Genomic DNA, 26345 nt, shown 5'->3' on the forward strand with positions numbered 1-26345 from the left:
CACCGCCGACCCTGACTAAAGGCCGACAGCGGGGCGGCGCATCACATCTTCGGCAGCATTTGTCCACGGATCTCGCCGCCCGGATTCGCAGCCGTGTGGATGTTGGCGTACCACTTGCCGGCCATCAGATCGGCAGCCTGAGCGCCGGTGAGCGTCGCCTGGCCCTCTATCGGACTGGCCGGGCTCTGGAACGGCACCATGACACCGGCATTGGCGCCTGCCACGGCCGGACCGTGGAAATGGGCCATCGTGGCCGGTCCGCTCAGGCCGCTGTAGGTGATCTTGTATTTGATGACATTGGTGGTCTTGTCGAGCGAGGCTTCGGCCATGCCGCTGCCACGCGTCATGTTCGGCGGCACTTCGCTGGCGGCGTTCATGGCGCCGCTGAAGCGGACGGTGTTCGAGTTCGTGCCCATCATCCCGCAACCGACGAGTGCGGCGGTGCTCACACCGGCGACGAGGGTGGCGCGCAAAAGGGTGCTGTATCGGTTCATGTTCGTGTCTCCTGAATGGTTGTTTGAAGCGCTCCAGCATAAGCAACAGGCATCGGCGAGGCTGTCGGCCGGCAGCGCGACTTGCGTTCGCGGCATCAACCGCCTGGCGTGTCGGCACGCGACAGCACCGCCGCCTCGGCGATGGCCGCTTCGCTGCCCGGCCGTACCTGGCCCTTGAGCGAGCCCATCGTGTGGGCATACACCCAGGTGAACTCCGCTCCCAGCAAGAAGATCTGCGCGGAGTAATACACCCACACCAGCACGACGACCAGCGAACCCGCGGCACCGTAGCCGGAAGCCACGCTGCTCTTGCCGATATAGAGGCCGATCAGGTGTTTGCCGACGGTGAACAGCAGCGCCGTGACGCCAGCGCCGACCCACACGTCGCGCCACTCGACCTTCACCCGCGGCATGAGCTTGTAGATCATCGCGAAGATCACGGTGACCATCGCAAAGCTGAAGACGAAGTTCACGCCCTGCGCCAGCATTTCCCAGCCGCCGAAGACCGGCGCCCACCATTTACCGAACGCCGCGATGGCCGCACTGGCGACCAGCGAAACCATCAGCAGGAAACCAATGCCCATGATCATGCTGAACGACAGCAGGCGCACCCGCAACAATCCGACGACGCCTCCCGCCGTGTGGCGCGCTGGTGCGCGCCAGATGCGGTCCATGGCGTTCTGCAACTCGCCGAACACCGTGGTGGCGCCGACCACCAGCAAGGCGATGCCGATGACCGTGGCGATGATCCCCTCGGTCGGCTTGTTGACCGCTTCCAGCATGCCCTGCACCGCCAACGCACCCTGGGCGCCCATGAGTCCGGACAGTTGTGCAAAGATTTCGCCCCGTGCCGCCTCCTGCCCGAACACCAGCCCCGCCACCGAAATCACGATCAGCAGCAGCGGCGCGACTGAGAACACGGTGTAGTACGCCAACGCGGCGCCCATGCTGGAGGCGTAGTCGTTGGTCCAGGAATCGAAGGCGTCCCTGCAAAGATTGAAGAGTTCACGTGCAGTCATGCAGCGAGTGTCGCAGCCGCGGGTTGTCTGCGATGTCAGCGCAAAACCCGTCGGCTGAAGATGCCGCGCGGCAGATCGATAATCGCCGGCGATGCAAACGCCCTCTCCCGCCGCGCGGTTCACCGCCCGCCCGCAACCTCTGTCCCCGCGCGACCTGTTCGTCTCGTTCACCTGGCTGGCCTTGCAGGGATTCGGCGGCGTGCTGGCCATCGTGCAGCGCGAGATGGTCGAAAAAAAGAAGTGGCTCACGCCCGACGAGTTCCTCGAAGACTGGGCCGTCGCGCAGGTGATGCCCGGGCCGAACGTCATCAACCTCGCGTTGATGATCGGCGACCGCTACTTCGGCCTGCGCGGCGCGATGGCCGCCGTGGCGGGCATGCTGGCGGTGCCGCTCGTCGTGATCCTCGTGCTGGCCGTCCTCTATGCGCACTACGCCGGCAATCCGCAGGTGGCGGGCGCGCTGCGCGGCATGGGTGCGGTGTCCGGCGGGCTGATCGCCGCGACCGGCATCAAGCTGATCCCGCAGCTTCGCAAGCACCCGCTCGGCTTCGGCGTGGCGCTGGCGTTCATGGTCACCGTGTTCGCGCTGATCGCGCTGTTGCAGGTGCCGCTGGGCTGGGTGCTGCTGATCATTGGCGGCGCGGCCTGCGCGTGGACCTGGAAGAAGATCCCGGCATGAGCATCACGATGCAATGGCACGACTGGCTCGCGCTCTTCGGGCAGTACATGCTGCTGTCGCTGCTGTCGATCAGCGGCGCCATCACCACCGTGCCCGACATGCACCGCTACCTGGTCGACGAGCACCACTGGCTCACGGCGGCGCAGCTCAATTCGTCGGTCGCCATCGCGCAGGCCGCGCCCGGGCCCAACGTGCTGTTCGTGGCGCTGATGGGCTGGAACGTCGGCCTCAACGCGGGCGGCGGCATCGGCGGCGGGCTGCATGCCTGGCTGCTCGGCCTGTTCGGGCTCGTGGTCACGATGGTCGGCATCATGCTGCCGAGCACCACGCTCACCTACTTCGCCACGCGCTGGGGCCACCGCAACCGCACGCGGCGCGAAGTGCGCGCGTTCAAGCAGGGCATGGCACCCGTGGTGGTCGGCCTGCTGGTCGCGACCGGCTGGGTGCTCGCCAGCAGCAACCATGTCGGCGTCGCGCCGGCGTGGCATGTCTGGCTCATCACCGGGGTCGCCGCGCTCGTCGTGTGGCGCACCCGCATCCATCTGCTCTGGCTGCTCGGCGCGGGTGCCGCGCTGGGCGCCATGGGCTTCGTCTGAAACCACCCAAAGGAATCCAAATGGAACTTCGCGCGCTCGGCCGCTCCGGCCTCCAGGTCTCTCCCCTCGCCTTCGGCGGCAACGTGTTCGGCTGGACAGTCGACGAGGCGCTGTCGTTTCGTCTGCTCGACGCGTGGGTCGATGCCGGCTTCAACTTCGTGGACACGGCGGACGTCTATTCGGCCTGGGTGCCCGGCCACACCGGCGGCGAGTCGGAAACGATCATCGGCAAGTGGCTCAAGCAAACCGGCAAGCGCAACCGCATCGTGCTCGCGACCAAGGTCGGTAAGCCGATGGGCGACGGCAAGGTCGGCCTGTCGCCGGCGTACATCCGCGAGGCCGTCGATGCATCGCTCAGGCGGCTCAAGACCGACCACATCGATCTCTACCAATCGCACGACGACGACGCGAATACGCCGCTCGAAGATTCGTTGGGCACCTTCGCGGACCTGATCAAGGCCGGCAAGGTGCGCGCCATCGGCGCCTCCAACTACACGGCGCCGCGCCTGGCCGAAGCGCTCGACGTGTCCGAGAAGCTCGGCCTGCCGCGCTACGAAAGCCTGCAGCCGCTCTACAACCTCTGCGACCGCGCGGTGTTCGAAGACGCGCTGGAGCCGCTGTGCCTGGCGCGCGGTGTCGGCGTGATCAACTTCTACGCACTGGCGGCCGGCTTCCTGACCGGCAAGTACCGCAGCCAGGCGGACGTCGGCAAAAGCCCGCGCGGCGCGAACACGACCAAGAAGTACCTGAACGACCGCGGCCTGCGCATCCTCGACGCGCTCGACGCCGCCGCCGGGCCACTCGGCGCGACGCCCGGCCAGATCGCGCTCGCGTGGCAGATGGCGCGCCCGGCGATCACGGCGCCGATCGCCAGTGCCACCTCGATGCAGCAACTCGACGAACTCGTCGCCGCGACGCGGCTGAAGCTCGATGCCGCCACCATTGCCGCACTCGACGCCGCCAGCGCCGAGGCCAGCGCCACGCCCTGATCGAAATCACATCGGCCCTGGTGTTTCCTTGCCGAGCATCAGCGCGAACAGCTCACTGCGAAAGTGGATGCCCAGCCGACCGAACGCGCGATTGCGATAGGTCTTCACGGTCGGGAGTGACAGGCCCAGATCGGCCGCGATGCCCTCCTGCGTCATGCCTTTCAGCAGGCGTCCGCACACCTCCAGTTCACGCCCGCTGAGTTCAGGGCACAGCGCGAGCAATCGTTCGGAGGCATTGCCCGCCGCCGGTGACAGCGACACGTGCTTCCGGGCCAGCGCCATCAGTGCCGCGCCGAGCCGGCCGAAGTCGGCGAGCTGGTTGTCCGTCAACGGGCGTGCGTGGACATGTCGATAGAGGTTCACGGCAAACAAGGTGTCGCCCTGTTCCTCGCACACCACCGAAACGCGTTCGGCTACGCCATGCGCTTCATACACGCGGGCACGGTGTTCAGGCGGCACTTCGAGCGCGGTGATGTGGCATAGCCGGAGCGGCGTGCGGTTGGCCGCAGCGCCCTCCCCACCCGTGCGCAGCGTGCGGTCGACCAGGATGGGGCCTGACGCGTAGGCGTTCCAGCATTCGCGCGTGGTGTCGGGCACGCCGAGGCTCGCGCTGAAGCAGATCGCGGGACGCACGCCGATGCGGTAGACCGACAGTGAACTCACCGGCAGCGCGGCGCGCAGCGACTGCAGAAGCGCCGCGCCGAAGCCGGGGTCGCCCAGCGCCGGCACGGCGTCGGCCACCAGGCCGGCCAGCGCATTCGCACTGTCGGTGGCGGGATCGGGCGGCATCCAGGTTCTCATCGGGGTTCGGGTTTGCGCGTCATCTTCCGGGATGACAGGCCGCCTCGCCACCGGAATTACGCTAGCTGGATGATGTCTCCAGCCCCCGGCTCCGATCCGCTCGCCGCGCCCACCCTCGCCCGTTTCGCCGATCTGCACGTGGAAGTCGGCGCGCCTCAATTGCTGTCGCAGACCTCGCGTGGCATGCGCCGCGTGGTACCGATCACCGGCGGCACCGCGCGAGGTGATGGATGGACGGCGCGTGTGCTGCCGGGCGGCAGCGACTTCCAGCTCATCGTGAGCGACACGCTGTCGGAGCTCGACGCCCGCTACGGTCTGGAGACCGACGCCGGCGACTTGATCTATGTGCAGAACCACGCCGTGCGTGCTGCGCCGCCCGAGGCCATGGCGGCGCTGCTGCGCGGCGATGCGGTCGACCCGTCGCACATCTACTTTCGCTGCACGCCGCGCTTCGAGACCGCGTCGCCCGCAATGCGCTGGATCGGCGAGCGCATGTTCGTCGGCTCCGGCGTGCGGCAGCCCGCGGCGGTGTTGATGCGTTTCTTCGCCTTGCTCTGACTTCGCACCCCTTTTCACCCAAAAACAAGGAGACTTCCATGCGATCCCCATTGATCACCGCATTGTTCATCGCTGGCTTCGGAACGGTCACCGTCGCGGTGGCGCAAACCGCGCCCTACCCCAACCATCCTGTGCGCATCATCGTCGGCTTCCCGGCGGGCACCGGGCCCGACATCGTCGCGCGCCTGCTGGCACAGAAGCTGTCCGAAGGCTGGGGCAACATGGGTGTCATCGTGGACAACAAGCCGGGCGCCGGCGGACTCATCGCCGCGTCCGAGGCGGCGCGCGCAGCGCCCGACGGCTACACCCTGATGCTCGGCGAAACCGGGCAGCTCTCGATCGCCCCAAGCAGCTACACCAAGCTGCCGTATGACCCTGCAAAGGACTTCTTGCCGGTGAGCCAAGTCGTGACTTCGGACTTCATGCTGCTGGTCAACCCGCAGAAAGTGCAGGCCAAGACGGTGAAGGATTTCGCCACCTGGACGCAGCAGCAGAAGGGCCTCTTTATGGCGACCTTCGGTGCCGGCACGCCGGGCCATTTCGGCGCCTACATGTTCGCGGACGCCATCGGCCAGAAGGCGGACCCGGTGCACTACAAGAGCACCGGCGACGCGCTCGGCGGGCTGTTCGGCGGTGACGTGGCCGGCGTGTTCGCCAGCGTCGGGCTGTCTGCGCCCAACGTGAAGGCGGGCAAGCTGGTGGCGCTCGCTTCGAGCGGTGCCGCGCGCAGTCCGGCGCTGCCGGATGTGCCGACGTTCAAGGAACAGGGCTACCCGGGGCTGGTCTTCAATTCGTGGTTCGGCATCGTGGCACCGGCCAGGACACCGCCCGAGATCGTCGCCAAGCTGAGCGCCGACATCCAGAAGGCCGTGAAGTCGCCCGAAGGCAAGGCGAAGATGGAAGACGCCGGCTTCACCGTCACCGGCACCAACGCCGCCGACTTCGGCCGCATCATCGCGGCGGACACGGTCACCTGGGGCAAGGCCGTTGCCGCCACCGGCTTCAAGGCAGACTGAAAAAAATTTCAGCTGCCGCTGAACTCAGCCGATGCGCTGGCGCATGGCTTCGTAGAGGCAAATGCCGCTGGCGACGGACACGTTGAGGCTTTCCACGGCGCCCGCCATCGGGATGCTGATCAACTCGTCGCAGGTCTTGCGGGTGAGCTGGCGCATGCCCTCGCCTTCGGCGCCGAGGACCAGGGCGAGCGGACGTTTCAGGTCGCTCTGGTAGAGCGTGCCGGGCGCGTCGTCGCTGGTGCCAACGCACCAGATCTCGCGCTCCTTGAGTTCGCCCAGCGTGCGCGCCAGGTTGGTCACCATGAAATACGGCACCGTCTCGGCAGCACCGCTGGCCACCTTGGCCACGGTGGCGTTGATGCCGGCGGCATGGTCCTTCGGCGCGATCACCGCGTGGGCGCCGGCACCATCGGCCACGCGCAGGCAGGCGCCGAGGTTGTGCGGATCGGTCACGCCATCGAGCACCAGAAGCAGCGGCACGGTGCCGGTGGCTTCGAGTCCTTCGAGCAGCTCGTCGAGCGAATGGGTTTGCGCCATGGGTTCGACGCGAGCAGCGACGCCCTGGTGTCCGTGGCTGCCCGCCAGCTTGGCGATGCGCAGCGCATCGGCCTCGACCAGACGCACCCCGGCATCCTGCGCGCGGGCGATGAACTGCTTCATGCGTGCGTCGCGTCGGCTCACGTCGAACATCACCTCGAGCACGGAATTCGGCGCGGTCTTGATGCGCACGCCGACGGCATGGAAGCCGAAAATCACTTTGGGAGAAGACATGCGGGGATTATCGAGGCCCCGGCCTCGCGGTCTGCAGCGCTCAGGCAGAAGCCTGCCGCGACGCTCCGTTGCCCTGCTCGAACGGTTGTTCGTGCCGGTTCAGCGCTTCCAGCAGGCGCTGACAAATCGAGACCAGCCGATTGAGCGACCGCGCGATGAGACCGTGAACCGAAGAAAGATCGGTGGCCGAATTCTTCGTCATGTGCAGTGACGAACGGTAGAGCACCTGCGACTTGTCGATGATCTGTTGCAGGCTATCCCGACTCCGGCCGCCGGGGTCGAGCGCGACCGGCATACCCGTGTTGCGCGTGACGCCCGAATAGGCCTCCAGCGCCGCAGTCGCGTCAGCGAGATAGGTCGCGTCCTGTGCCATCGACACGTGCACCACTTCCATCATGGTGAGCAATTGCAGCGTGTGCGTCGTCAGCGTGTACAGCTGCTCGTCAGCCCTGGACTCGAATTGCGGAGGTGTCGTGTCGGCCATCTCGTTTTGCTTCCCTTCCACCGCCATGACGGAAAGACTCCGGCGATGCAGCGTGACTGCAGCGGCCATTGTCCGGCTGAAGCCCGCATTTCCGACACATTCAGAAATGATTATTCACTAATTGTGACAAAACTCACTCACTCATGGGGTGACGAATCACGCGAGTGGCAATTCGCTTTCTGCCCGGCTCAACGCGTCATGGACGCTGCGAACCGCCTCGGCCGCGGGATGGACGACTTTGCTGCCAGCGGATTCCAGGAACTGGCAAGCGGCGTGTCCTTCCGCAGCGGCCTCGTAACGGGCCACCCAGGCGTCGCGCGCAGGCAAGCGATCGGGAGACACCGGCCACACGCCCGGTCGCGGCCTGAGAGGGTCGCCGATGCCGATGCGCCAGGGTTTGGCGGTCAGCCGCGCGCGAAAGCAGTTTTGGTTGCGGCACATGCGGGCGTACACCGTGTCGACGCCGATCTGCTCAAAACACTCCGCCACCTCGGGATCGTTCGGCGCGAAGGTCCGGTGCATCGCGAGCAGGCGAAAGCCCGCCGGCGTCCGGTACACGCGCAAATGCCAGTCGGGATGCTGCTGCAGGAACACGCCGATGCGCTTGGCGGCACGCTTCTCGGGGAGCGGATTGCCATCGCTCTCGCCGCGCTTCTTCTTCTGGCCGATGCCGTAGGCAAGCACGAACACCACCGCAGCTGCGATCAACCCGCCGATCCAGGTCTTGCCCGTCCATCCCCCGAGCAGTCCGGCGATGAGCGCCGGTCCGATCGCGAAGCCCAGCACGCCGCCGCGCATCGGCGTGTCGAAATCGACATCCATGAACAGCACGTCGGGCGTGTTGAGGCAGCGCGCGCCATAGCTGTTGCGGGTGATGACGGTCTCGCCGTGGCGCTCGATGATTTCTTCGCGGATCGGCACGCCGTCGGCGCCGTTGTAGGCGCGCTTGCGTTCGCGCCGATCGAGCGTGTCACCGACGGCGATGCGGTCGAAGGCTTTCTGTGTGCGCTGGTCGGCATGCGCCTGCGCGGCGATGGGGCTGTCGTCAGACCAGCCGAAGCGACGCACGGTGACCTGCTGGCCGGCGATGTCTGCCTGGATGCGGCCTTCGGCCCAATACGCGGGAACGATCAAGCCCGGCCTCAGGCGGTCTTCTCGTCCGAAGCGACGCGGCCGGCTTCGATCGTGATGCGACGCTCGCACTGCGCCGCGATGCCGCGGTCATGCGTGACCAGCACCAGCGTGGTGCCCAGTTCCCGGTTGAGGTCGAACATCAGCTTCATCACCTGCTCGCCGGTCGCGAAGTCGAGGCTGCCGGTGGGCTCATCCGCCAGCAGCAGCGCCGGCTGCACCACGAAGGCCCGGGCCAGCGCCACGCGTTGCTGTTCACCGCCCGACAGCACCTTGGGATAGTGACCAAGCCGCTGCCCGAGCCCGACGCGCCCGAGCATCTCGGTGGCCGCCTTGCGCGCGTCCTTGCGGTTGGCCAGTTCGAGCGGCAGCATGACGTTCTCGAGTGCGCTCAGGTTGCCGAGCAATTGGAAGCTCTGGAACACGAAGCCGACTTTCTGGGCACGCAGCGCGGCCCGATCGTCCTCGCTGATCGCGAACAGGTCCTGGCCCGCCAGGCGCACGGTGCCACGGGTCGGCGTGTCGAGGCCCGCAATGATCGACAGCAAGGTGCTCTTGCCGGAACCCGAAGCACCGACGATGGCCGCAGTCTCCCTCGCACCAAGGGTGAAAGCGATGTCCTGCAGAATGTCCAGCGTGCCGGCCGAGTCGGTGACAGACTTGAAAACATGGTCGACAGCAACAATTTCAGCGGGAACAGATGAGGACATGAAAGGCTTTGCGTTTTGAATCGTCGTGACTTTATCTTGAGCGCCGCCATCGCCGGCGCAGCGGGCCTTGCTGGCACGCAGGCCATTGCCCAGAAGTCGCCCGCCGCCTCCTCGCAAACCGTGCTCGTGGTGGGCGATTCGCTGAGCGCCGAATACGGGCTGAAGCGCGGCGAAGGCTGGGTCGCGTTGCTGGAAAAGCGACTCGCCGAGCAGAAGATCGCCGCACGCGTCGTGAACGCCAGCATCAGCGGTGAAACCAGCGCCGGCGGCCGCTCGCGCATCGAAGCGTTGTTGAAGCAGAGCAAGCCTGACCTCGTGGTGATCGAGCTGGGCGCCAACGATGCACTGCGCGGCTTGCCGGTGGCGCAGACGCAGGACAACCTGGCTGCGATCGTCAACGCGGCGAAACTGGTGAACGCCAAGGTGCTGCTGGTCGGCATCCAGGTGCCACCGAACTACGGCATGGCGTATCTCAACAGCTTCTCGAAAGTGTTTTCGAGCATCGGCACGCTGAGCAAGGTGCCGGTGGTGCCCTTCATGCTCCGGAACGTGGCCGACGGGCCCGATGCCGCGACGATGTTCCAGGCCGATCGCATTCACCCGGTGGCCGCGGCGCACCCGCGCATCCTCGACAACATCTGGCCGGAACTCAAGAAGCTGCTGCTGAAGTAGCGATCACGGTGGACCACGAAAAAGCCGCCGCCTGCAGCAATGCAGACGGCGGCTTTTTCGCGGGGTCGGGTGTCAGGCGTCTTTGGTCGGCAGCTGGGGCGCCACCGGCGCATCGCGCTCGAGCGAGGCCACGTCGGACTCCGGGTCGCCTGGCATCAGGCCTTCACTGCCAGGCGTTACCTTGCGGTAAGCCTTCTCGCGCAGTTTTTCTTCTTTCTTCTTTTTCTTGGCCAGTTCTTTTTGGCGTTTCTCGTAGCCGTAATTCGGTGTTGCCACTGCGTCTCCTTGGGGCGTAACAGTCCAGGTGACTGCGATGCTGTCGACTGTAAGCGATAACCCGGCGCGATCAGAGTCGGCCGAGGGCTCGCGCGAGGTCGGCCTGGAGGTCGGCGACGTCTTCGAGACCGACCGAAAAGCGCACCAGTGTGCCCTTGTGCGGCCAGCGTGCAACGCTCTGGTCGCGCATCAGGCCGATGTCGTAGGGCACGACCAGGCTGATCGGTCCACCCCACGAATAACCGAGGCGGAACAGTTGCAGGCTGTCGCAGAAACGATCGACCTGCTCCGTGCTGTAGCGGTCGTCGAACACGACCGAGAACAGGCCGGCGGCCAGATCGCTCGCACCGCACAGCGCGCGCCAGTGTTCATGACCCGGCGAGCTCTCCAGCGCGGGATGGAGCACCTGCGCGATCTCGTCGCGGCTTTCGAACCAGCGCGCGAGCTCGCGCGCCGCGCGGTCGTGCGCGGCGTAGCGCAGTCCGATGCTTGGCAGCGAGCGGAGCAGCGTCTCAACGTCCCCCACGCCGACGCCCCAACCCATGCGCATGTGCGTGAGCTTGAGTGCGTGGTGCAGCCGAGCGTCGCGCGTGATGACGCTGCCCATGAGCACATCGCCGCCGCCGCTCGGGTACTTGGTGAGCGCGTGCGCCGAGATGTCGACGCCCTGCCCCGTGCCGTTGAAATCGAAGGGCGCGAATGCCAGCCCGGCACCCCAGGTGTTGTCGAGCGCGGTGAGCACGTTGCGCGCACGGCAGACCGCGACCAGTTCGGGAAGATCCGGAAACTCCATCGTGACGGAGCCAGCCGCCTCGACCCACACGAGCCGGGTGCGGTCAGAAATCTTCGCGGCGAGGTCGGCTGGATTCATCGCGTCGTAGAGCCGGTGCGTGATGCCGAAATTGGCCAGCTCGCCGGTTGCCAGCGCCTTGTTCGGGCCGTAGGCGTTGTCGGGAATCAGCACCTCGTCGCCGGCCTTCAAAAAGGCGAACGACACCAGCGAGATGGCCGCGAGTCCACTCGGCACCAGCAGCGCTGCGCTCCCGCCCTCGAGCGTGGCCAGGCGCTCTTCCAACGTGAATGTGGTGGGCGTGCCGTGCAGGCCATAGGTGTAGCCGGCCTTGGTCTTCCAGTCGCGCGCACGCATCGCGGCGACGTCGGCGAAGAACACGGTCGACGCCTTGTAGATGCCGGGTTGCGGCGCCGCGAAGTTGGCGGGCGGCGTGTAGGGGTGGTGGATGAGGTCGGTGGACGGCTTGGTCATGCGGCGACTGCGGTGACGGGGTCGACGGTGCTCACACCGACCATTTGGCCAAAAGCTTGTCGGGACCCATCGAGTCGTAGCTCTCGAAGGGTTGGTGAATCCACGGGTTGGTCGGCAAGAACTCGACCGAATAGTCCGGCTCGAACGTCGAGAGGCCCTTGCGCCAGATCACCGCGCTGCGCAGTTCGGTGATCGGCGTGTACTTGCGCTTGAGCAGGTCGACCACCGCATGCAGCGTGTGCCCCGAATCCGCGAGATCGTCGACCAGCAGCACCTTGCCGGCGATCTCGCCCTGCGGCGTCGTGATGTAGTGCGCGATGTCGAGGTGGCCCTGCACCGTGCCGGCCTCCGCGCGATAGGAGCTGGTCGACATGATCGCGAGCGGCTTGTTGAAAATGCGCGAGAGCACGTCGCCCGGCCGCATGCCGCCGCGCGCCAGGCACAGGATGGTGTCGAATTCCCAGTCGGACTGGTGCACCTTGATCGCGAGCTTCTCGACCAGGTTGTTGTATTCGTCGTAGCTCACGTAGAGGTGCTTGCCGTCTTCAGTCAACATGGCGTGGGTTCCTTCGGTTTCAGTCGGCGAGGTAGGGATGACGCATCATGATCGTGTGATCACGGTCCGGGCTGGTCGACACCATGTGAATCGGCACGCCGGTGATCTGCTCGATACGCTGCAGGTAGAGCCGTGCGTTGATCGGCAGCTTGTCGTAGTGCGTCACGCCGACGGTGCTTTCGGTCCAGCCTTCGAGCGACTCGTAGATTGGCGTGCACGCGCTCGATCTCGTCGGCACCCATCGGCAGGATGTCGGTGACCTCGCCATCGAGTTCGTAGCCGGTGCAAAGCTCCAGCGTCTCCAGGCCGTCGAGCACGTCCAGCTTGGTGATGCACAGGCCCGAGAGCCCGTTGACCTGCGCCGAGCGCTTGAGCAGTGCGGCGTCGAACCAGCCGCAGCGGCGGCTGCGCCCGGTGGTCACGCCCTTCTCGGCGCCCACGGTGCTCAGGTGGTAGCCGGGGGTGCCCGGCGTTTCCCAGTCGAGTTCGGTGGGGAACGGGCCGCCGCCGACGCGGGTGCAGTACGCCTTCGTGATGCCGAGGATGTAGTGCAGCATGCCCGGCCCACGCCCGAACCGGCGGCGGCATTGCCGGCCACGCAGTTGCTGGAGGTCACGTACGGATAGGTCCCGTGGTCGACGTCGAGCAAGGTGCCCTGCGCGCCTTCGAACAGCAGGTTGGCACCATTGCGATGCGCGTCGTTGAGCTCGCGCGAGACGTCGGCCATCATCGGCTTGAGCAGCTCGGCGTGGCGCATGGCTTCGTCGAAGACCATGTCGAAATCGATCGCTGGCGCGCTCAGCACCTGCGTCAGAACATGGTTGTGCAGATCGAGCAACACGCGCAGCTTCTGCGCGAAACGGTCCGGGTGCTTCAGGTCCTGCACGCGCAATGCGCGGCGGGCGATCTTGTCTTCGTACGCCGGGCCGATGCCGCGGCCGGTGGTGCCGATCTTCTCGACGCCACCCTTTTCGCGGTAGTTCTCGCGCGCAATGTCGAGCGCGGCGTGGAACGGCAGGATCAGCGGGCAGGCCTCGCTGATGCGCAACCGCGAACGCACTTCGACGCCCGCTTTCTCGAGCCCCTCGATTTCCTCGAAGAGCTTGGCCGCCGACAGCACCACCCCGTTGCCGATGTAGCACTTCACGCCGGGCCGCATGATGCCGCTCGGAATCAGGTGCAGCGCGGTCTTCACGCCGTTGATCACGAGCGTGTGGCCCGCGTTGTGGCCGCCCTGGAAGCGGACCACGCCCTGCGCGCTCTCCGTCAGCCAATCGACCAGCTTGCCCTTGCCTTCGTCGCCCCATTGGGTACCGACGACGACGACGTTTCTTCCGGTAGTCACGCTCATGGAATTTCCTGGATTCAAATGGGTTGCACGATCCACTGCCCGGCATGCTCGACGAGCTCGCGGTCACAGTGGAATTCATCGATTTCGCTGTCATGGCCAGGCAGCACGCAGACCACGGTTTCGCCGGTGCGGCGCAATTCGGCAATGGCCTGGCGCAGGCCGGAGGCCTCGCTCCACGGCGCACGGATCGCGGCACGCAGCGGCCGCGCCGGCAGCACCCCGACGAGCTCGCGCACATCGAGGCTGAAGCCGACCGCCGGCCGGTTGCGTCCGAACACGGCGCCGACCTCGTCGTAGCGTCCACCACGCACGAGCGCATCGGCGGCCCCCGGCACGTAGATGCCGAAGCGCATGCCGCTGTAGTACGCATAGCCGCGCAGGTCGGCCAGGTCGAAGCTCACTTCGGCGCCCTCGAGGCGGGCCGCCAGCTGCTTCAGATTGGACAGGGCTTCGCGCACAGCGGGCGTGCCTTTCAAGGCCTTTTCAGCTTCGTCCAGCACCTTCACGTCGCCATAGAGCTGGACCAGCGCCACCAGGCCGTCGCGCGATGCCGCAGGGAAGTCGCGGGTCAGCGCGCGCACCTCGCTGAGGTCTTTGGCGGCCAGCGCAGAATGCACCCGGCCGAGCGTTTGTGCATCGACCGGCACCCCGGCGAACAACGACCGCACGATGCGCGCATCGGCCATGTCGACGATCGCGCCCTTGCCGATGCCGGCCGAGCGCAAGCAGTCGAGCGCCAGCAACAGGATTTCGGTGTCGGCCTCGGGGCCGGCGTGGCCATAGATCTCGGCGCCGAACTGCAAGGGCTCGCGCGTGGCGTGCGGGCGGTCGGGCGCGTGTGCAGCACCGGCCCGCAGTAGCACAGGCGCGCGACGCCTTCCCGGTTGAGCAGGTGCGCGTCGATGCGCGCAACCTGCGGCGTGGTGTCCGCGCGCAGACCCATGCTCCGGCCCGAGAGCTGGTCCACGAGTTTGAAAGTGAGAAGGTCGAGCGCCTCGCCGGTGCCCGAGAGCAAGGATTCGAGGTGCTCGAGCAGAGGCGGCATCACCAACTCGTAGCCATAGCCACGGGCGGTGTCGAGCAGCTGACGTCGAAGTTCTTCGATGTGGCGCGCCTCGGAAGGCAGCACATCGGCAATGTGATCCGGGAGGACCCAAGCGGACATGGGAAATGGCGGGTGGGTTAAACCGGAATTCTAATGGCCCGGCAGAAGGTCGCCACTCAGGCGACCTGCCTCAGTTCAGGAACCAGATCAGCAGCAGGCCGGCCAGCACGCTGCAAAGGCCGAAGAACCGCAGCTGGCCGTCACGCAATTGCAGCAACTGCGTAAAGCCACGGCGCCAGCCACTCGGCGACACGAACGGCATGATGCCCTCGATCACCAGCACCATCGCCAAAGCGGTCCAGAGGGTGTCGGCGCTCACGCCAGGACGTCAGCGACGCGGTGGCGCCGTGCTCGAGCCGGAACTCTGCATCGCACGGAAAAAGTCGGAAGACGGGTCGAGCACCAGGACGTCACTCTTCTTGTTGAAGCTCTGCTTGTAGGCATCGAGGCTGCGGTAGAACTGCGCGAATTGCGGGTCCTTACCGAACGACTCGCTGTAAGCGGCCGCCGCCTGGGCGTCGCCCTCGCCCTTGATCTTCTGCGCATCGCGATAGGCATTGGCCACCGTCACTTCGCGTTGGCGATCGGCGTCAGCGCGAATCTTCTCGCCTTCGGCAAAACCTGTCGAGCGCAGTTCGTTGGCCACGCGCTTGCGCTCGGCTTCCATTCGGCGGTAGACGGATTCGGTGATGGCCTCGACATAGTCGACGCGCGTGATGCGCACATCGACCACGTCCACGCCCCAGGGCTTGGCGCCCTTCACGACCGCCAGCACTTCGCGCTGCACATCGGCCATCAGCTTCTCGCGGCTCGACGAGATCAGGTCGCGCACCGTGTACTTGTTGATGTTTTCCTGGAACGCATTGCGCACCACGCGGTTGAGTTGCGTGGCACCGGCGTTTTCGTCGAGTCCGACGTTGCGGATGTATTCCGACGGATTGGTGATGCGCCAGCGCACATACCAGTCGATGACCACGCGCTGCTTCTCGGCGGTCAGCATCGGCTCGGTGTCGAGGCTGGACAGCGTCAGCAGCCGCTTGTCGATGTACGACACGTTCTGGAACGGCGGCGGCAGCTTGAAGTTCAGGCCGGGCTCGGTGATCACCTGCTTGATCTGGCCGAGCGCGTAGACAACGCCGAACTGGCGCTGGTCGACGACGAAGAGAGTCGAGCTCAGCAGCACGAGGGCCACCAAGATCGAGGTTGCGATGAATCCGATTTTGTTCATGTTCTTGTTCCCGTTCAACGCACGTCGCGGTCGCGCGAACGACCATCACGCGCCCGTGTCTCGCCCGCATTGGGGACGACCGGGATCACGGAGGACTGAGGCGTGGCGGTGCCGGCCACATTCGGCGACGCGCCGTCGGCGGGCGCCGCCGTGGCACTGGCCCCGCTCTGCGCCATGAGCTTGTCGAGCGGCAAATACAGCAGGTTGGAGCCTTGCTTGGAGTCGACCAGCACCTTGGTCGTGTTGGCGTAGATCTGTTGCATCGCGTCGGTGTACATGCGGTCCCGGGTGACCTGCGGCGCCTTCTGGTATTCGGTCAGCACGGCGCCGAAGCGGCCGGCATCGCCTTGTGCCTGCGCGACGATGCGCGCCTTGTAGGCCTCGGACTCTTCCTTCAGGCGCGACGCGGTACCCGTGGCGCGCGGATGACGTCGTTGGCATAGGCTTGGGCCTCATTCTTTGCGCGCTCGCGTTCCTGGCCGGCCTTGAGCACATCGTCGAACGCCGCCTGCACCTGCTCGGGAGGCCGAACGCCGCCCTGCTGCAAGTTGATGTTGACGATTTCGACACCGACCTTGTAGCGGTCGAGGATCGTCTGCATCAGCGCGCGCACGCGTGGCGCGATCTGGTCGCGCTCTTCGGCGAGCGCGGCGTCCATCTTCATCTTGCCGACAACTTCGCGCACGGCGGTCTCCGCGACCTGGACCACGGTGTCCGCCGGCGCTTTGCTCTCGTACAGATAAGCACGCGCATCGCTCAGGCGATATTGCACGGCGAACTTGATTTCGACGATGTTCTCGTCCTGCGTGAGCATGGCCGACTCGCGCAAGCCGGTAGAACGCACGATCGCGTCACGACCCACGTCGGTCGAGCGGATCTGCGTAGTGACCACGAGTTCGTGACGCTGGATCGGGTACGGAAGGCGCCAGTTGAAACCGGCATTGACAGTTTCCTTGTAGCGGCCGAATTGCGTGATGACGGCCTGCTGGCCTTCGTTCACGATGAAGAAGCCGGTGCCGAGCCAGATCAGCACGGCAACAGCGGCGACCAGACCGAGACCGAAGCCGGCGTTCTTCATGTCGGGGCGAAAGCTGCCGGGGCCACCCTTGTTGCCGCCGCCGTTGCCACTCGACCGGTTGTTGTTGCCTTTGCCGCCAAACAGGCCGCCGAGCTTGCGGTTGAAATCGCGCCACAGCTCATCGAGATCGGGAGGGCCCTGATTCGGGCCCTGGCCCCGCGGGCGGTTGCCATTGTTGTTGCCCGGAGGCGGCTGCGATGGCGGACTCGGCGGGTCGCCATCGGGCCGGTTGGCAGCCGGGCGCTCGCCGTTCGACGCCGGCTCATCGCCGCGTCCCCATTTACCGTCGTTCAGGTTGAACATTCCCTGAACCCATCTCCACACTGGCATTGCATTCATTCGCTTCGGTTCTCTCGTCAATGACGGGATTGTGCCCAATCAGTCGGCAGCATCGTGCAATTCAGCGTCCTGCGCCAAGGTCATGTCCTGTGCGGACAGCGACCCCGATCGCTGCGCCAATTCGGCGCGCAAGGCAGGCACCCCTTCGCCCGTGTGCGCGCTCAGGAAAACACGTGGCACACGGGTGCCGTCGATTTCCATGTCGTCCACCAGATGAAGGGGGCGCTGCACGCTTTCAAGAGCATCGATCTTGTTGAACACCACGAGCTGCGGCACGGCGTCGGCGCCGATGTCTTTCAGGACCGACTGCACTTCGGCCATCTGCTCGGGATGGTGGGGGTTGGATGCATCGACCACATGGATCAACAGGTCGGCGTCGACGGCCTCCTGGAGCGTCGCCTTGAACGCGTCGACCAGGCCGTGTGGGAGGTCGCGGATAAACCCGACCGTGTCGGAAATCGACACCTGCCGCCGCGCATCGCCCAGATAGAGGTTGCGCGTGGTGGTGTCGAGCGTGGCAAACAGCTGGTCCGCAGCGTACGCACGCGCCTTCACCAGTGCGTTGAAAATCGACGACTTGCCGGCGTTGGTGTAGCCCACCAGCGAAATGTTGTAAGTTTCGCGGCGCTCACGCTGCCGGCGCTGCGTGCCACGCTGCTTCTGGACCTTGGCAAGTCGCTCGCGAGTACGCTTGATCGATTCGCCAATCATTCGACGGTCGAGCTCGATCTGCTTTTCGCCCGGGCCGCCACGCACGCCTGCACCGCCGGTTTGCCGTTCCAGATGCGACCAACGCCGCACGAGCCGGGTGCTGAGGTATTGCAGCCGCGCCAACTCGACCTGCAGCTTTCCCTCATGCGAACGCGCGCGCTGCGCGAAGATTTCGAGGATCAGAAAGGTGCGGTCGTAGACCGCCACGTCGAGCTGGCGTTCGAGGTTGCGTTGCTGAGCGGGACTGATGGTCTGGTCGAAGATGACTTCGCTCGCGCGGTGCATCTCGGCCAATGCCTTGATTTCATCGGCCTTGCCGCTGCCGACGAAAAGTGCGGCATCGGGCGCCTTGCGTTTGCAGACGATCCGCGCCACAGGCGTGAGCCCTGCGGTTTCTGCCAACAGGCCGAGCTCTTCAAGTTCGCCGTCAAAATGCGGCAGCCCGAAATCCACGCCGACGAGAATGGCGGCGCCTTCCTGGCGGGGGATCAATTCAGACAAATGGAATCAATAATGAGAAAAGTGCGGCAGGCGAGCCCGCCGCACCATTCAAGCGGCAGCGTCGTCGTTCTCGGCAGCCGAGAAATTGACAGCGCGACCGGGCACGATCGTCGAAATGGCGTGCTTGTAGACCATCTGAGTTACCGTGTTGCGAAGCAAAACGACATACTGGTCGAACGACTCGATCTGACCTTGCAGCTTGATGCCGTTGACCAGATAGATCGAAACCGGCACGTGCTCGCGACGCAAGGTGTTCAGGAAGGGGTCTTGTAAGAGTTGCCCTTTATTGCTCACGATATTCTCCGTGTTCAAGAGTTGTTGTTGGAAACCAAACCTTAACACAGGGTTTCCGCGGTGCAGCACCGAAGGCCAAAGGCCTTGACAAAATAACGTCTCTCAAAAGGAGGAACTTCGGGCCAGAGTGCGACTCATCCGCGCTCATTGGCCGTCAAGTTGCTACTTTCCGCCCTTCTCTGCGAACGGGTTGGTCGAGAGTTTGAACTCGATCCGCATTGGCGTCCCCACCAGGTCGAACTCCTTGCGGAACCGGCCTTCCAGGAATCGCTTGTACGACTCCGTCACGTGCTCCAGCGAGTTGCCGTGGATCACGATGACCGGCGGATTCATGCCGCCCTGGTGCGCATAGCGCATCTTGGGGCGGAACATGCCGGCGCGCTGCGGCGCCTGGAACTGGACGGCTTCGAGCAGCAGGCGCGTGAGCACCGGCGTCGACATCTTGCGCGTGGCGGATTTGTGCGCCTGGGCGATCGACTGCCACACCGGGCCGAGGCCCTGGCGCTTGATCGCCGAGATGAAATGCAGCGACGCGAACTTCAGGAATGGCAACCGTGTCTCGATCTGGCGCTGGATCTGCTCACGCTGGTAGCTGTCGACCGCGTCCCATTTGTTGATCGCGATCACGACCGCCCGTCCGCTTTCGAGGATGTAGCCGGCGATGTGCGCGTCCTGGTCGGTCACACCTTGCGTGGCATCCAGCAGCAGCAGCACCACGTTCGCCGATTCGATGGCCTGGAGCGTCTTGACGACCGAGAACTTCTCGATCGCTTCGAAGACCTTGCCCTTGCGGCGCAAGCCGGCGGTGTCGATCAGTTCGAAGTGCTGCCCGTTGCGCTCGAAAGGCACGGTGATCGCGTCCCGCGTGGTGCCTGGCAAGTCGAATGCCACCAGGCGCTCCTCGCCCAGCCAGGTGTTGATCAGCGTCGACTTGCCGACGTTGGGGCGGCCTGCAACCGCCAGCTTGATCGGCTTGTTGGCATCGTCGCCCTCGACGTCCTCCTCGGGGTCGGGAAGGTTCAGTGGCTCGAGCGCGAGCTCGACCAGATCGCGAATGCCCTGCCCGTGCGCGGCCGAAATGCCGTGCACATCGCCGAAGCCCAATTCGTAGAAATCGACGAGTCGGGTGCCGTCCTGCATGCCTTCGGCCTTGTTGGCGACCAGTACGCAGGGCTTCCCGAGCCGACGCAGTTCCTTGGCAATTTCGTAGTCCTGCGCGGAGAGCCCTTCGCGCGCGTCGACCACGAAGACGACCACATCGGCTTCCGCCACGGCCTGGCGCGTCTGCTTGGCCATCTCCTTGTAGATACCGCTGCTGGCATCAGGCTCAAAGCCGCCGGTGTCGACCACGATGAACTCGTGTTTGCCCTGCCGGCCGTTGCCGTAGTGACGATCGCGCGTCAACCCGGCGAAGTCGGCGACGATGGCGTCGCGCGTTTGCGTGAGTCGGTTGAACAACGTCGACTTGCCGACGTTGGGGCGCCCGACCAGCGCGATGACGGGTTTCATGGTCGGGCTTTCAGTTCGTTATTCAGGCCGGTAGCCGACCACGCCGCCGTTGCGGGTGACGACGACGACCGTGTTGCCGGAAAGTACCGGCGTGGCGACGATGGCGGACCCATCGACGCTGAGGCGGTTCAACGGCGAACCGTCTTCACGCGAGAGAAAATGCAGGAGCCCGGTGCTGTCGCCCAGGATGACCGAACGACCCGCGGACAGGGGCGCCGTCAGTGTGCGGTACTTGAGCCGTTCGTTGAGCCACGCGCGCTCGCCGTCGGTGCGGCGCCAGGCCGTCACGTTGCCGTTCGACTCGGTGCCGAACACCAGGCGATCGTCACCGCTGACGCCCTCGGCGCCGGACGCACTCTTGGTCCAGACCAGCATGCCGCGTTGCGTGTCGACGCAACCGACATTGGAGTAATAGGCGCGCGCACACACGCTGTCGCCGACCCGACTGACCGACCCGGTGAGATCGACCAGGCGCTCCACGTCGTTCGTGCCACGGGGTGCGGCGATCGGAGCCTCCCAGCGCGAGGTGCCGTTCGCAGGGTTCATGCCTACGAGACGGCCTCCCACTCCGGTGACGAGCGTGTCGCCGACCGCCAGCATCACACCGGGCTTCTTCAGCACCAGGTTTTCGGCGGTGCGCGTCTGCACCCAGAGGCGTCGGCCCGTCTGACCATCCCACGCGCTGGTGGTGCGATCGGCGGCCTGCACGAACACGCGGCGACCGGCGACGAGCGGCGCGGTAAACGTCTCGGCGGTGAGGCGTTCCTTCCACAGCACCTTGCCGCCTTGCAACGCCACAAGTTCGTTGTTGCGGGTGACCACGGCCGCAAGCGATCCATCGCTGCCGACGCCGGCAGACAAGGGGGCGCCCGCGCTGCCGCGCCAGACTTCCTGGCCCGAGCGCGCGTCGATCATGACGACGGTGCCGTCGGCGCCGGCAACGGCGACCATGTCGCCGCTCACGCTGGTCTGCAACGGAAAACTGACGGCTGGCAGCTTGACGCTCCAGGCCTGGCGCACGCCCATCAGCGCGACGTTGGCAGGCAGCTCGGCTGGCTTCGGCTTGGGCGTGCCCTGGCAGGCAGCCAGCACGGCGATCGAAACCATCGCAGCGCCTGCGCGCAGGACGCGGGTTGGCGGCACAAAACGCTTGAAATTCATGGTGTGGTCTTGGCGGGAGTTACGGTGACGGTCGGGGCCAGTGTCTTGGGATCGACGCCGACGGCATTGAGCTTGATTTCGACCAAGCGGCGGTAGTCGCCACGGTCAGCGAGGCCGGTCCAGGCTTTGCGATAGGCGTCCTTCGCCTCTTCCCGCTTGCCCTGGGCCAGATAGATATCGCCCTTGCGGTCGTCGACCAGCGGCGCGAATTCCTTCGGGACGTTGTTCGACAGCTCCTTGAGCGCCTCGTCGTACGACTTGCTGTCGAGCAACTCGGCGGCCAGACGCAACCGGGCGATTGCCTGGTAGCCGGGGTCGACGGCGTTCTGCGCAACCCACGCCAACGCCGAGCGGGAGGCATCCGCGTTGCCTTTGTCGTGCAACGCTTTGGCTGCCAGCAATCCAGCCTGCTGCGCATACGCGGTGCCCGCGTACTTGTCCTTCATGTCGGCCAATGCGCGCTCGACGCGTGCGGTGTCGCCGGCCTGGGCGCCACGGTCGAGCTCATCGAAAAGTGCTGCGGCCTGTGCGGCTTTTGTGCGCTGCCAGTATTGCCATCCGTTCCAGCCTGCGAACGCCAGCGCGGCCACCACCACGACGGCCGTGATGACGTTGCCCCAGGTCGCCCAAAAGTGTTTGAGCTGGTCGAGCTGTTCCTGTTCTTCGAGATCGAGAGGTGTTGCCATGCGCTGCTATTGATTGGGAGCCGGGGATTGTAGGGTGGTGGCCCACGTGGCCACCGCGTGGAGCGGACGAGCGACTTGCGCGCCGCTGCCGTCGCGCAACGACTTGACGATCACTTCGCCGCGGGCAAGTTCGTCGGCGCCGAAGACCAGCGCAAAAGCGGCGCCGCTGGCATCGGCCTTCTTGAACTGCGATTTGAAACTGCTCAAACCCTCTGCCGTGGCCGCGTGCATCTGGACGCTCACGCCACAGGCCCTGAGCTGCTGAAGCACCTGCAGAGCCACAGGCATCGCGGCCGCCGCAGGAACCACCGCGTAAACGTCGGGCACCGGCGCAGGCACTGCCGCGCCCTCCTCTTCCAACAACGCCAGTACGCGCTCGATGCCGAGCGCCCAGCCGACCGCCGGCGCCGGCTTGCCGCCCATCTGCGAGATGAGGTCGTCGTAGCGCCCGCCGGCGCACACGGTGCCCTGCGCGCCGAGGCGGTCGGTCACGAACTCGAACACGCTGAGGTTGTAGTAGTCGAGCCCCCGCACCAGCCGGTGATTGACCGTGTAGGCCACGCCGTTTGTATCGAGGATGGCCTTCAGCCCATCGAAATGCGCGAGCGAATCGGCGCCGAGAAAATCGATGAGCCGCGGCGCCGAGTCGACGACAGCCTTCATGGCCGGATTCTTGGTGTCGAGGATGCGCAACGGGTTGCTGTGCAGACGGCGCTTGCCGTCTTCATCGAGCTTGTCGGCATGCTGCTCGAAATGCGCGATCAATTGCGCCCGGTGCGACGCGCGTTCCGCGGGCTGGCCCAGGCTGTTGAGCTCGAGACGCACGTCGGTGAGCCCGATTCTTTTCCAGAGCGCGGCGGCCAGCAGGATCAGTTCGGCATCGACATCGGGCCCGGCAAAGCCCAGCGCCTCGGCGCCGATTTGATGGAACTGGCGGTAACGGCCGCGCTGCGGCTTCTCGCGCCGAAACATCGGGCCGGTGTACCAGAGGCGCTTGGGGCCTTCGTAGAGCATGTTGTGCTCGATGACGGCGCGCACCACGCCAGCTGTGTTCTCGGGCCGCATCGCGAGATGTTCGGCCTGGCCGTGTTTGTCGGAGCGGTCTTCGAAGGCGTACATCTCCTTCTCGACGATGTCCGTGACCTCTCCGATGCCTCGCACGAACAGCGCGGTGTGCTCGAGGATCGGGGTGCGGACGTTTCGGTACGCATACAGGCCCATCAGGTCGCGCACGATCGCTTCGAGCCATTCCCAACGCGCCGATTCGGGCGGCAATATGTCGTTCATGCCTTTGACGGCAGTCAGTTTGTCAACCATGTTGCTCGACGGTGTCAGGCCGCGACAGCGCGATCGCTGCCAAAGCGTTTTTCGATGTAGTTCTCGACCAGCTGGTGGAACTCGTTCGCGATGTTGTCGCCGCGCAGGGTCAGCGCTTTCTGCCCGTCGATGAAGACCGGTGCGGCCGGCGCCTCGCCGGTGCCCGGCAGGCTGATGCCGATGTCGGCGTGCTTGCTTTCGCCCGGGCCGTTCACGATGCAGCCCATGACGGCAACCTTGAGCGTCTCGACGCCAGGGTATTTCTTGCGCCACACCGGCATCTGCTGGCGCAGGTAGTCGTCGATGTGCTTGGCGAGCTCCTGGAACGTGGTGCTGGTGGTGCGCCCGCAACCCGGACACGCAGTGACGCTGGGGACGAAAATCCGCAGTCCGAGTGCCTGCAGGATTTCGTTGGCGATCACCACTTCCTGCGTGCGCGCCTCGCCGGGCTGCGGCGTGAGCGAGACGCGGATGGTGTCGCCAATGCCTTCCTGCAGCAGGATCGACAGCGCAGTGGCCGAAGCGACTGTGCCCTTGGTGCCCATGCCAGCCTCGGTGAGGCCCAGGTGCAGCGGGTAGTCGCAACGCCTGGCGAGTTCGCGGTAGACCGAAATCAGGTCCTGCACGCCGCTCACCTTGCAACTGAGGATGATCTGGTCGCCGTTCATGCCCATCGACTCGGCCAGCTTGGCGGAGTCGATGGCCGAGGTGATCAGCGCCTCGTACATCACTGACTTGGCGCCCCAGGGCTCGGGCCGCTGGCTGTTGATGTCCATCAGATGCGCCAGCAGTTCCTGGTCGAGACTGCCCCAGTTCACACCGATGCGCACCGGCTTGTTCCAGCGCATCGCGGCCTCGATCATCTGGCCGAACTGCTTGTCCTTCTTGTCGCCCTTGCCCACGTTGCCGGGGTTGATGCGGTACTTGCTGAGCGCTTCGGCACAGGCCGGATAGTCGGTCAGCAAGCGATGCCCGTTGTAGTGGAAGTCGCCGATCAGCGGCACGTCGATGCCCATGCGGTCGAGCTGCTCACGGATGTACGGCACCTGGGCCGCCGCCTCGGGCGTGTTGACCGTGATGCGCACCATTTCCGAGCCGGCGATAGCGAGTTCTTTCACCTGAATCGCGGTGCCGATCGCGTCGACGGTGTCGGTGTTGGTCATCGACTGGACACGCACCGGGGCGTCGCCGCCCACGGTGACGATGCGCGGTCCCCAAACCACCTGGGCCTGACGCGAGTGGCGCGGCTTCGGCGCTGCGGCGTCGATCGGGAAGCCCTCGACGGTCACGACTTCACCTCGAAACGCGCGATACCGCCGCCCTTCGTCACCGGCGCCAGGTCGAAGGCCTTGCCGCGCACCTGAACGTCGACACCGGAAGCGCGGCCCACCACGACCGACAACGGCAGCGTGCCCGAAAGGCCCACCGTTTCGCCAGCCGTTACCGTCCGACGCAACAGTTGCTTGCCGCCGGCTTCCGACACCGTGATCCACGAGTCGGCACGCGCCACGAAGACGAGGATGTTGCCACTGGCGTTCGCGGGCTGCGCGGGCACGCCGTCCTGGACGGTCGCGGCGGGCGACGTGGTGGCGCCGATCAGGCCAGCGGCCGCAGGTGCCACCGGCTGGGCAGACGGCACCACGGATTCGACGACCGTGCCGGGCGCCCGTGCAGCCTCAGGCGTTTCGGGTTCCGTCGAGGCGCCGATGGCCGCATCGCCGCGCGCGGTGATGCGGGCGATGGAGGCGCTGAGCTGCTCGAAGGTGGATTGCGGCAGCCAGAAGATCGCGGCGGTGCCGAGCAACAGGATCACCACGACCGCAACGAGCAAACGCGACGGCCGCCAGCCCGCACCGCTGCGGCCGGCGCGCGGCGCACCCGAACGAAACGATGTGCTGATGGTCCGGTCCGCATCGGCCAGACCGGCGCGGGGCGACCCCGGCAGCTTGGCGAGCACGGGCGCCGGATCGATCTTGAAGGCGCGACATACGCTGGCGGCCAGGGCACGCGCAAACACCGGGTCGGGCAACGCGTCGATGTCGTCGTTCTCGAGCGCTTCAAGCTTCTGCGTTGAAACCTTCAGTGCAGCAGCAACCACCTCGATGTGCAAGCCGTGCGCTTCGCGCGCCTCGCGCAACATGTCGCCGGCGCTCATCTGGCTGGTATCGCCGACCACGAGGGGCGCCGCCTGGGACGCGCCGAATTCGCTCGCTCGCTCAATCATTGAAATTTCCGCGTTCGTACGCCAGGGCCTCCCGCGACTGGGGGAAGCGACGTTGCAGTTGGACCGCGAGTTGCGTCAGCGCTTCGCGGTTGCCGAGCTTGCGCTCGATCTTGATGCCGAGCCACAGCGTTTCGGCATTGGCCGATGGGCTGTTGTTCACCCGGCGAATATAGAACTGGGCACGCGAGACGTCATCGCGCTGCCAAAGGAGGGACCCCAAGTTGAAGCCGACCACCGGATTGCCAGCGTCGATTTCGTACGCCTGCATCAAGCTGCGTTCGGCGCCGGCCCGGTCGCCCGCTTTGAGCAGGCACACGCCCTGCGTCATGAGCGTTTTGGCGCGGTCGCTGTAGTTCGGGATTGCCAGCGCTTGCGAGAACTGCTGCGCCGCATCGGCAAAGCGGTTTTGCTGGCACAGCAGCCAGCCGTAGTTGTGCAGAGTGTCCGGGTCGCGCGGGTTGATCGCGATCGAGCGGCGGAAGCTGTCCTCCGCCAGACCAGCGTCGTCGAGGCGCATGTAGACGAGGCCACGCAGGTTGAACGCCTCGGCGTAGTTCGGATCGGCAGACAGCGCCTGCTTGATTTCATCCAGTGCGACGGTGGGTTGGCCGGCGCCGAAATAGCCGATGGCCAGCTCGAGCCGAAGCCGCGCGCGCTTGCGACCGCTGCCCTCGTCCGACTCGGTCACCATTTCCGCACCGTTGCCGGCGGTGCTGCCGACCGTGGTGCCCTTGCCGGCGCACCCTGCCAGCACCACGCCAGCAGCAAGACAGAAAAGCGCACGCACCAGGAGCTTGGGCGGAATCGGAAAAACCATGGTCATTG

The 26345-nt window shown here is 65.6% G+C and carries 27 protein-coding genes and 3 pseudogenes; 6 read left to right on the forward strand and 24 right to left on the reverse strand.

Annotated features, from left to right (window positions below):
* Positions 1–41: 41 nt before the first annotated feature.
* Both AX767_RS00610 and AX767_RS00615 read right to left on the reverse strand, forming a co-directional pair.
* The gene (locus AX767_RS00610; RefSeq protein ID WP_068627896.1) at positions 42–494 is read right to left on the reverse strand and encodes a CHRD domain-containing protein; all 453 of its coding nucleotides are present in this window, start codon (positions 492–494) and stop codon (positions 42–44) included.
* A gap of 95 nt (positions 495–589) precedes the next feature.
* Positions 590–1513 carry a YihY/virulence factor BrkB family protein gene (locus tag AX767_RS00615; protein ID WP_156480911.1) on the reverse strand — a complete coding sequence of 308 codons (924 nt, stop codon included), beginning with the start codon at positions 1511–1513 and terminating at the stop codon, positions 590–592.
* Between the two features lie 91 nt (positions 1514–1604).
* Here AX767_RS00615 and AX767_RS00620 point away from each other — a divergent pair, with 91 nt between their 5' ends.
* The 3 genes from AX767_RS00620 to AX767_RS00630 are packed head-to-tail and all read left to right on the forward strand — an operon-like array spanning position 1605 to position 3777.
* Positions 1605–2192, forward strand: a complete 588-nt coding sequence (locus AX767_RS00620) for a chromate transporter (RefSeq protein ID WP_068627897.1) — start codon at positions 1605–1607, stop codon at positions 2190–2192.
* The gene (locus AX767_RS00625) at positions 2189–2788 is read left to right on the forward strand and encodes a chromate transporter (RefSeq protein ID WP_068633217.1); all 600 of its coding nucleotides are present in this window, start codon (positions 2189–2191) and stop codon (positions 2786–2788) included. Before AX767_RS00620 ends, AX767_RS00625 begins: the two co-directional genes overlap by 4 nt.
* Positions 2789–2808: 20 nt before the next feature.
* Positions 2809–3777, forward strand: coding sequence for an aldo/keto reductase (locus tag AX767_RS00630; protein WP_068627898.1), 969 nt, complete (start codon positions 2809–2811; stop codon positions 3775–3777).
* 6 nt (positions 3778–3783) lie between these two features.
* Here AX767_RS00630 and AX767_RS00635 read toward each other — a convergent pair whose 3' ends face one another.
* Positions 3784–4566 carry a helix-turn-helix transcriptional regulator gene (locus AX767_RS00635; RefSeq protein WP_068633219.1) on the reverse strand — a complete coding sequence of 261 codons (783 nt, stop codon included), beginning with the start codon at positions 4564–4566 and terminating at the stop codon, positions 3784–3786.
* 84 nt (positions 4567–4650) lie between these two features.
* Here AX767_RS00635 and AX767_RS00640 point away from each other — a divergent pair, with 84 nt between their 5' ends.
* Positions 4651–5136 (forward strand): DUF3237 domain-containing protein, encoded by a 486-nt coding sequence (locus tag AX767_RS00640; RefSeq protein ID WP_443082759.1) that lies wholly within the window; start codon positions 4651–4653, stop codon positions 5134–5136.
* A gap of 38 nt (positions 5137–5174) precedes the next feature.
* The gene (locus AX767_RS00645; protein WP_068627900.1) at positions 5175–6152 is read left to right on the forward strand and encodes a Bug family tripartite tricarboxylate transporter substrate binding protein; all 978 of its coding nucleotides are present in this window, start codon (positions 5175–5177) and stop codon (positions 6150–6152) included.
* Positions 6153–6176: 24 nt separating this feature from the next.
* Here the strand turns inward: AX767_RS00645 and rlmB are convergent, their stop codons facing one another.
* The 4 genes from rlmB to AX767_RS00665 form a co-directional block, all read right to left on the reverse strand.
* Positions 6177–6923: a 23S rRNA (guanosine(2251)-2'-O)-methyltransferase RlmB gene (rlmB, locus tag AX767_RS00650; protein WP_068627901.1), complete on the reverse strand. Its 747-nt coding sequence runs from the start codon at positions 6921–6923 to the stop codon at positions 6177–6179.
* Between the two features lie 40 nt (positions 6924–6963).
* Entirely contained in the window at positions 6964–7476 is a 513-nt protein-coding gene (locus tag AX767_RS00655) for a hypothetical protein (RefSeq protein ID WP_156480912.1), read from the reverse strand.
* A gap of 87 nt (positions 7477–7563) precedes the next feature.
* Entirely contained in the window at positions 7564–8541 is a 978-nt protein-coding gene (locus AX767_RS00660) for a hypothetical protein (RefSeq protein WP_068627903.1), read from the reverse strand.
* 8 nt (positions 8542–8549) lie between these two features.
* Positions 8550–9248 carry an ABC transporter ATP-binding protein gene (locus AX767_RS00665; RefSeq protein ID WP_068627904.1) on the reverse strand — a complete coding sequence of 233 codons (699 nt, stop codon included), beginning with the start codon at positions 9246–9248 and terminating at the stop codon, positions 8550–8552.
* Positions 9249–9284: 36 nt separating this feature from the next.
* On the opposite strand from AX767_RS00665, the gene AX767_RS00670 reads away from it, so the two are divergent.
* On the forward strand, positions 9285–9920 hold the full coding sequence (locus AX767_RS00670) for an arylesterase (RefSeq protein WP_269465554.1): 636 nt from the start codon (positions 9285–9287) through the stop codon (positions 9918–9920).
* A 72-nt stretch (positions 9921–9992) separates the two neighbouring features.
* Here AX767_RS00670 and AX767_RS00675 read toward each other — a convergent pair whose 3' ends face one another.
* From AX767_RS00675 to pilW, 17 genes and pseudogenes are all read right to left on the reverse strand, one after another.
* Positions 9993–10196 carry a hypothetical protein gene (locus tag AX767_RS00675; RefSeq protein ID WP_068627906.1) on the reverse strand — a complete coding sequence of 68 codons (204 nt, stop codon included), beginning with the start codon at positions 10194–10196 and terminating at the stop codon, positions 9993–9995.
* Between the two features lie 70 nt (positions 10197–10266).
* Complete coding sequence (locus AX767_RS00680; RefSeq protein ID WP_068627907.1) at positions 10267–11460, reverse strand: PLP-dependent transferase; 1194 nt, start codon at positions 11458–11460, stop codon at positions 10267–10269.
* Positions 11461–11491: 31 nt separating this feature from the next.
* The gene (locus AX767_RS00685) at positions 11492–12016 is read right to left on the reverse strand and encodes a phosphoribosyltransferase (RefSeq protein ID WP_068627908.1); all 525 of its coding nucleotides are present in this window, start codon (positions 12014–12016) and stop codon (positions 11492–11494) included.
* Between the two features lie 19 nt (positions 12017–12035).
* Positions 12036–13367: pseudogene (locus AX767_RS00690) on the reverse strand (adenylosuccinate synthase).
* Between the two features lie 14 nt (positions 13368–13381).
* A pseudogene (locus tag AX767_RS00695) lies at positions 13382–14532 on the reverse strand (ATP phosphoribosyltransferase regulatory subunit).
* Between the two features lie 70 nt (positions 14533–14602).
* On the reverse strand, positions 14603–14791 hold the full coding sequence (locus tag AX767_RS20820) for a DUF2065 domain-containing protein (RefSeq protein ID WP_082754718.1): 189 nt from the start codon (positions 14789–14791) through the stop codon (positions 14603–14605).
* A gap of 9 nt (positions 14792–14800) precedes the next feature.
* Complete coding sequence (hflC, locus tag AX767_RS00700) at positions 14801–15700, reverse strand: protease modulator HflC (protein WP_068633221.1); 900 nt, start codon at positions 15698–15700, stop codon at positions 14801–14803.
* A 14-nt stretch (positions 15701–15714) separates the two neighbouring features.
* Positions 15715–17081, reverse strand: a pseudogene (hflK, locus tag AX767_RS00705) (FtsH protease activity modulator HflK).
* 75 nt (positions 17082–17156) lie between these two features.
* Positions 17157–18329 (reverse strand): GTPase HflX, encoded by a 1173-nt coding sequence (gene hflX / locus AX767_RS00710; protein WP_068627909.1) that lies wholly within the window; start codon positions 18327–18329, stop codon positions 17157–17159.
* A 48-nt stretch (positions 18330–18377) separates the two neighbouring features.
* Complete coding sequence (gene hfq / locus AX767_RS00715; RefSeq protein ID WP_012747311.1) at positions 18378–18623, reverse strand: RNA chaperone Hfq; 246 nt, start codon at positions 18621–18623, stop codon at positions 18378–18380.
* Between the two features lie 162 nt (positions 18624–18785).
* On the reverse strand, positions 18786–20132 hold the full coding sequence (der, locus tag AX767_RS00720; RefSeq protein WP_068627910.1) for a ribosome biogenesis GTPase Der: 1347 nt from the start codon (positions 20130–20132) through the stop codon (positions 18786–18788).
* A gap of 18 nt (positions 20133–20150) precedes the next feature.
* On the reverse strand, positions 20151–21293 hold the full coding sequence (gene bamB, locus AX767_RS00725) for an outer membrane protein assembly factor BamB (RefSeq protein ID WP_068627911.1): 1143 nt from the start codon (positions 21291–21293) through the stop codon (positions 20151–20153).
* Entirely contained in the window at positions 21290–21979 is a 690-nt protein-coding gene (locus AX767_RS00730; RefSeq protein ID WP_068627912.1) for a YfgM family protein, read from the reverse strand. The genes bamB and AX767_RS00730 overlap by 4 nt, the downstream gene beginning before the upstream one ends.
* A 6-nt stretch (positions 21980–21985) precedes the next feature.
* Positions 21986–23296 (reverse strand): histidine--tRNA ligase, encoded by a 1311-nt coding sequence (hisS, locus tag AX767_RS00735; protein ID WP_068627913.1) that lies wholly within the window; start codon positions 23294–23296, stop codon positions 21986–21988.
* 14 nt (positions 23297–23310) lie between these two features.
* On the reverse strand, positions 23311–24585 hold the full coding sequence (gene ispG, locus AX767_RS00740; protein WP_068627914.1) for a flavodoxin-dependent (E)-4-hydroxy-3-methylbut-2-enyl-diphosphate synthase: 1275 nt from the start codon (positions 24583–24585) through the stop codon (positions 23311–23313).
* Complete coding sequence (locus tag AX767_RS00745) at positions 24582–25520, reverse strand: helix-turn-helix domain-containing protein (RefSeq protein WP_068627915.1); 939 nt, start codon at positions 25518–25520, stop codon at positions 24582–24584. Before AX767_RS00745 ends, ispG begins: the two co-directional genes overlap by 4 nt.
* On the reverse strand, positions 25513–26343 hold the full coding sequence (pilW, locus tag AX767_RS00750; protein WP_068627916.1) for a type IV pilus biogenesis/stability protein PilW: 831 nt from the start codon (positions 26341–26343) through the stop codon (positions 25513–25515). The genes AX767_RS00745 and pilW overlap by 8 nt, the downstream gene beginning before the upstream one ends.
* Positions 26344–26345: the final 2 nt, after the last annotated feature.

Source organism: Variovorax sp. PAMC 28711 (genome assembly GCF_001577265.1).
Lineage (GTDB): Bacteria > Pseudomonadota > Gammaproteobacteria > Burkholderiales > Burkholderiaceae_C > Variovorax.